The sequence below is a fragment of the Rhizobacter sp. genome (assembly GCA_021153565.1).
Lineage (GTDB): Bacteria > Pseudomonadota > Gammaproteobacteria > Burkholderiales > Burkholderiaceae_C > Albitalea.
Window position 1 is genome coordinate 1 of record JAJKJU010000331.1, and the last position, 5,699, is coordinate 5,699.

Annotated in this window: 4 protein-coding genes; 2 read left to right on the forward strand and 2 right to left on the reverse strand. The window is 62.7% G+C overall.

The window, feature by feature from the left end; translation table 11 throughout:
• Positions 1-1,009: 1,009 nt before the first annotated feature.
• Positions 1,010-2,731: a single-stranded-DNA-specific exonuclease RecJ gene (gene recJ / locus AC30NL_RS20425; protein WP_489465816.1), complete on the reverse strand. Its 1,722-nt coding sequence runs from the start codon at positions 2,729-2,731 to the stop codon at positions 1,010-1,012.
• Positions 2,728-3,570 (reverse strand): hypothetical protein, encoded by an 843-nt coding sequence (locus tag AC30NL_RS20430; protein ID WP_489465817.1) that lies wholly within the window; start codon positions 3,568-3,570, stop codon positions 2,728-2,730. The genes recJ and AC30NL_RS20430 overlap by 4 nt, the downstream gene beginning before the upstream one ends.
• Before the next feature lie 524 nt (positions 3,571-4,094).
• Between AC30NL_RS20430 and AC30NL_RS20435 the strand changes: the two genes are divergently transcribed.
• Together AC30NL_RS20435 and AC30NL_RS20440 are read left to right on the forward strand one after the other, a co-directional pair.
• The gene (locus AC30NL_RS20435; protein WP_489465818.1) at positions 4,095-4,646 is read left to right on the forward strand and encodes a chemotaxis protein CheW; all 552 of its coding nucleotides are present in this window, start codon (positions 4,095-4,097) and stop codon (positions 4,644-4,646) included.
• 16 nt (positions 4,647-4,662) lie between these two features.
• A partial coding sequence (locus AC30NL_RS20440; RefSeq protein WP_489465819.1) for an MCP four helix bundle domain-containing protein occupies positions 4,663-5,699 on the forward strand: 1,037 nt, incomplete at its 3' end.

Here is a 5,699-nt window from a genome sequence, read left to right on the forward strand (position 1 = left end):
AAAGCGCAGCCATAGCTTGGCTATGGCGAGCATTTGCAACGACGAGCAGGGGGCTTTTGGCGTGATGAGCGGGCATGATCGAAAAACTCTCAGCCTCTGAACCCAAAGGTGAACGGTGGCTACGCGTCCGATCGTTTGCCGTTATTGGTCTTAATGACGTGCTCGATGGATGTCACGCGACCACGCGACCTTGCAACCACCATGAATCTGAATGAAGCGCAATAGCATAGACAGTAGCAATCCCAACCTCGTCCTCAGCCAAGAGGCAAGGAGCCGTGATCGGAAAGAGGGCAGTCGGTCGGGACGATCACACGACTCGTTCAGTGCCATCGCAGGAGGCCTTTCCTCCCTGCGGTCGTCAAAGCAGGGGGCTGTGGATGATTTCGAACCAACCTCGCATGTTTCCGATGCACAGGATCGCCGGTCCACTGTATCTTTCACAGGCCACCGCCGCTGTGCTTCCGAGCCGTGTCGGCAATCTGCGGAGTCTGGCGCATGTCAAGAGCGTGACCGCGAATCCACCTCACAGCAAGCGTCTGACGAATCGTTGCGAGAGGCCGCCGTCGCTCGTTTCGAGGAACTGAGGCAGGTGTTGGCTCCGGGCCAATGGTCGGTGATGTCGTCACAGGTGGATATGTCGTTGCTTCCGCCAGACCTTTCGACGGAACGAAGCCATGAAGAGCTGAAATCACGACGATCCGCGCAACGGCGAGCCATGAAAGCGGACAAGGGGATCTGGCAGGATCCGGCCTCACTGCAGCGCAAGCAGGAGTGGCTCCTGCGGCGAGTGGGTCTGATCGTAGCCACGAATCGGATCCACGATGCCGTTGATTGCACGGATCGGCATCTCTGAACTCAGAGTCTGAGGATTTGTCGATCATGCCCGCTCATCACGCCAGAACACGCCTGCTCGTCGTTGCAAATGCTCGCCATAGCACGAGCTATGGCTGTGCTTGGCGCCTGGATCAGGCGCCTTTTGACGTGCTGCCCGGACACGCTCGAAATACTCTCAGCTCGCAGCCTCCACGATCATCTGCACGCGTTGACGGCCGTTGTACTCGTCCACCGACAACCGATACGCCAGCGTCACCTTCTCCGCCACAGGCTCGCTGCGACCGAACCAGATCGCATCGCGCACGGCACCCTGATGCTTCACCGTCAGTTTCAGATGTCTTTCACCCACCAGGCGCTGGGACATCACTTCCACAAGGTCACTGAAAATCGGCGGCTCGAAAGCCTGCCCCCACACCTGCGCGTCGAGCGATAGCACCGTTTCGGTATTGAAATACTCCACCCCCAGAGGCCCATCGGACAACAGCTTGCGCGACAAGGTGGCCGCGTCCAGCCAGTCGTGCGCCACGCGCTGAAACGCTTCGTCGAAGGTGTCGAAATCTTCTTCCGCCAGGGTGCAGCCCGCCGCCATTGCATGCCCGCCGAACTTCACGAGCACACCCGGGTGCCGCTTGCTCACGAGGTCAAGCGCATCGCGCAGATGGAAGCCGGGAATGGACCGGCCCGATCCCTTGAGCATGCCGTCTTGCCCCAACGCGAAGACAAAGGTCGGGCGATGCACACGATCCTTCAGTCGTGATGCGACGATGCCCACCACTCCCTCGTGAAAATCCGGATCGAAGATCGCCAAGGCCGGCGGCGGGTCGCCTTCGGGCATCAGCATCTCCAGCAGCGCTTCTGCCTGCTCGCGCATGCCGGCCTCCACTTCGCGGCGCTCGCGGTTGATCGTGTCGAGCATTTTCGCGAGGTCGTCGGCGCGGCTGACATCGTCGGTGAGCAGGCATTCAATGCCCAAGGTCATGTCCGACAGCCGCCCGGCCGCATTGATGCGCGGCCCGAGCGCGAAGCCGAAGTCGAAGCCGCTTGCACGCCGCGGGTCACGACCCGCGGCGCGGAAGAGGGCGGACACGCCTGGCTGCATCTTGCCTTGGCGGATGCGTTTGAGTCCTTGTGCCACCAGGCGTCGGTTGTTTGCGTCGAGCCTGACCACGTCGGCCACTGTGCCCAGCGCCACGAGATCGAGCAAGGTGTCGAGCCGCGGCTGGTTCTCGGGCGTGAAGACGCCGCGTTCACGCAACTCGCTACGCAGCGCCAGCAGCACATAGAAGATCACGCCCACACCTGCGAGATTCTTGCTCTCGAAGCGGCAGTCTGGCTGGTTCGGGTTCACGATGACATCGGCCTGCGGCAGGGTCACCACGTCGTTGACGAGCGCCGGCAGGTGGTGGTCCGTCACCAGCACGGCCAAGCCCTTTGCGCGCGCATGCGCCACACCGGCAAGACTCGCGATGCCGTTGTCCACGGTGAGCAGCAAGTCAGGTTGCTTGGTCAGCGCGAGGTCGACGATGGCCGGGGTGAGCCCGTAGCCGTGCACCGCGCGATCGGGCACCACGTAGCAGAGAGTGTTCGGCGATGCACCCAGCAGTGCGAGCCCGCGCAGCGCGACGGCACAGGCGGTCGCGCCGTCGCAGTCGTAGTCGGCCACAACGCAGATGCGCTTCTTGTTGGCGATGGTGGCCGCCAGCAGGCGCGCTGCGTTGGCGGCGCCAAGCAGGTCTGCCGGCACGAGCAGCTTCGCCAGCCCATCGTCCAGTTCGTCCGGCGTGCGCACGCCACGCGCTGCGAACAGACGTGCCAACAGCGGATGCACACCCGCCTGTTCGAGTGCCCAGGAGGCGCGCGGCGGAACGTCGCGCAAGGTGATGGTGGGCGAACTCATAGGGACTCCAGTACGGTATGTGGATCGACGCTGCGAAAGCTGCCAGCAAGCCGCTGCCATGCGGATCGTGGTGCGGCGTCGAATTGTTGGGCGAAGCGTTCACCGCAGAGGGTGAGCGAACTGCCGGGCTCGCTCGACATGCGGTTCAGCAGGTCGGTGAGGGGGCCGGCGTCGAGCGCGCGCCAGGCGTCGGCCCAGCCAGCCCAGTCTTGCGCGAGCAGCGGGGCGCGCAGCGTGTCGATGATTTGCAGGTGACGGCTGGCGACGGGCTGCTGCCGCCCGCAACCACTCAGCCAGAAAGAGTTCACCGGTAACTCGCCGCGGGCTTCGCGCTCGTCATTGAGCGGATGGCTGTAGAGCAGCATCTGCACCTCGTTCTGCAGCCGGCGAACCAGCCGCGCCTTCGGGTGCGTGGGCAGCCACAGGTCCACGTTGCGTCCGATCACTCGATCGAGCGAGGCGCAAGGCAGGTCCTCGAAGCTGTCATGCGCCGCGTACCAGCGGGCGGCGCTGGCATGGATCAGTGTGAAGCCTTCGCTCTCGAAGAGATCACGCACGGCATCGAACATGGTGCGGGAGGTGACGTCGTCGAGCTTCAGTTCGATCGGGTCGGCCAGCGTGATGTGGTCCCGCCCGACATGCCAGTGCACGGGGGTCAGCAAACCCCAGGAATGCTGGCCGACATCGATACCGTCGGCCGCCGCGGCAAGCGCCGCGAAGGGCAGGGCGCCGTCGTCGCCTTGCCAGCCCCAGGCAGTGGCGAGCGCCCGCTCATGCGGCGGGCTGAGGCTGTACTCGTCGGTGCCTGCCCGCTGGCTGGCCTGCATCGCGCTCAGCAATCGGGACAGTTGGGGTAGCGAAAGATCTCGTGCGGTCTGCATGCCGGCATCCGACAGGGCCGAGGCGAAGGGGATGAGCAACTGCATGGACGGGGATTATCAGGGGCCGCCGCATGGCGGCTCCCTTCGGACAAAGACAGCAGCTTTCCGATGCCTGAGAGGCTGAGAGTATTTCGATCATGCCCGCTCATCACGCCAAAAGACCCCTGCTCGTCGTTGCAAATGCTCGACATAGCCCGGGCTATGGCTGCGCTTTGCGCCTAGATCAGGCGCCTTTTGACGTGCTGCTCGGGCACGCTCGAAAAACTCTCAGCCTCTGAGCGCGATTTGAACTGCCTTTCAGGCCTACTTTGGCGGCACTCTGAGTGTGTAAATCAGAAATGATTCAAAAACGCCGGCTGATGCCGATAAAGCATCAGAACCCGCATTCGTGATCAACGTGAATGCAGCCGGTCGCTCCTTCAACGGGCGTGCGCCGGGCTGCCAATGTGCGGCCCGTTCACCACCTCTACTGGAACATATCGATGAGTGCCATTGAAGACATAGAACCGGCGGTTCGCGCCGTCAGCGTCCCATTCGGAGCCGCCATCGGCTCTCCACCGGTTCATGCACCTCCCCGCGAATGCCTGACCTTCCGCCTCGGCGCAGAAGAGTACGGCATCGACATCCTGCGGGTGCAGGAGATCCGTGGCTACGAGCCGCCGACTCGCATTGCCGACGCTCCGGCCTTCGTCAAGGGGGTGCTCAATCTGCGAGGGGTCATCGTGCCCATCGTCGACCTTCGATTGAAGTTTGGTTTCGAGAACGCCGGCTTTGACGCCATCACCGTCACCGTCGTGCTCAACGTTGCCGGTCGCACGGTCGGGGCGGTTGTGGATTCGGTCAGCGACGTGATCCAACTCAACAGCGATCAGATCAAGCCCGCTCCGGAATTCAACACCGCGGTGGATGCGAGCTACATCACCGGAATCGGTGCGCTCAAGCAGGGCGAAGTGGACCGCATGCTGATCCTCGTCGATATCGAGCAATTAATGACAAGCGCGGACATGGGATTGCTCCGCGCCAACCTTCACTGAACTGAGGCCTACCTCCATGAACAAGCTTTCCGTTAAACAACAACTTGGCTTCGCCTTCGGCGCACTTGCCGTGATCGTGCTCGTCGTGAGCCTGCTCGCTTTGCGCGGCCTGAGTGAAACGAATGATCGATTCTCGAACTACGTGAGCGGCATCGCAGAGCGTGAAGGTCTTGCTACCGAGGTACGCGCTTCGGCCAATCAACGCGCGATTGCCGTGCGCAACATGGTGCTCGTCAAGACGTCGGCCGAGCGCGACGCCGAGAAGGCCGCGGCAGTCAAGGGACACGAAGCCGTGCAAGCAAAACTGAAGGCGCTCAAGGATGCACTGGCCAAAGCTTCTGACGCGTCCGAACGGGAGCGGGCTTTGTCGGTGGAAATCGACAAGGTTGAATCCTCCTATAGTCAGGTTGCGCTCGCCATCGTCAAGCTGGCCTCGGATGAGAAGCGTGACGCGGCCATCGACAAGATGAATAATGATTGCCGGCCACTGTTGGCAGCACTGCTCAAAGCCACTGGTGAATACATCGAGTACAGCAACGAGCAAGGCAGGCGTGACACCGAGGCCGCCGCCTCGAGCTATTCGCATCAACGCACTGTGTTGCTGACAGCAAGTGCATTGGCTGCCTTCATGGCCGCGCTGCTGGGATGGATGATCACGCGCCGGCTGGTGACAGCGCTGGGCGCTGAACCGGCCGAATTGAGCGACGCCGCCCAGCGTGTTGCCGAGGGCGACCTCAGCCCGGTGCGCGGGGCCGATTTGGCACCAGCCGGCAGCGTGCTTGCCTCCATGGGCGCAATGCAAGGTCAACTGATGGGTCTGATCGGCCAAGTGCGTGGATCAGCGGACAGCATCGCCACCGCGAGCGCGCAGATTGCTCAGGGCAATCAGGATTTGTCGGGGCGCACTGAAGAGCAGGCGTCCGCGCTGGAAGAGACGGCCGCCTCCATGGAGCAACTGGGTTCGACCGTGAGGCAAAACGCCGACAACGCCAAGCAGGCCAGCCAACTCGCGCAGAGTGCCTCGTCGGTGGCGATCCAGGGCGGCGACGTGGT

What these genes read in the sequence shown, in the direction of transcription:
- recJ (WP_489465816.1), bottom strand. Translation starts at nt 2,731, where the DNA reads ATGAGTTCGCCCACCATCACCTTGCGCGACGTTCCGCCGCGCGCCTCC.
- AC30NL_RS20435 (WP_489465818.1), top strand. Translation starts at nt 4,095, where the DNA reads ATGAGTGCCATTGAAGACATAGAACCGGCGGTTCGCGCCGTCAGCGTC.